Origin of the sequence: Idiomarina aminovorans (assembly GCF_023155095.1) — a bacterium.
In the GTDB taxonomy this organism is placed as follows: domain Bacteria; phylum Pseudomonadota; class Gammaproteobacteria; order Enterobacterales; family Alteromonadaceae; genus Idiomarina; species Idiomarina aminovorans.
This window is the reverse complement of sequence record NZ_JAKNDA010000037.1, coordinates 1-255: the sequence shown is the minus strand read 5'-3', so window position 1 is coordinate 255 and position 255 is coordinate 1. Positions and strand designations below refer to the sequence as shown.

The window sequence follows — 255 nt, the reverse complement described above, 5'->3', positions numbered from 1 at the left end:
CTTTAGGTCAAGAGGGGTGTCTTTCAGTTCCAGATTATTATGCTGAGGTGGAACGTTATACATCAGTTGTGGTATCGGCGTTAGATCGAACAGGTCAGCGAATCACGATCGAAAGTGATGATTTTCTTGCTATCGTTATGCAGCATGAAATTGATCATCTTTCTGGTAATTTATTCATTGATTATCTTTCACCGTTAAAGCGTCAAATGGCGATGAAAAAGGTGAAAAAGTACGTCAAATCGCACTCTCAACCAC

General features: G+C 40.0%; 1 protein-coding gene. It reads left to right on the top strand.

Annotated features, from left to right (window positions below; genetic code table 11):
* On the top strand, positions 1-255 hold a 255-nt coding region (locus tag L8G48_RS13405), incomplete at both ends, for a peptide deformylase (protein WP_248265093.1).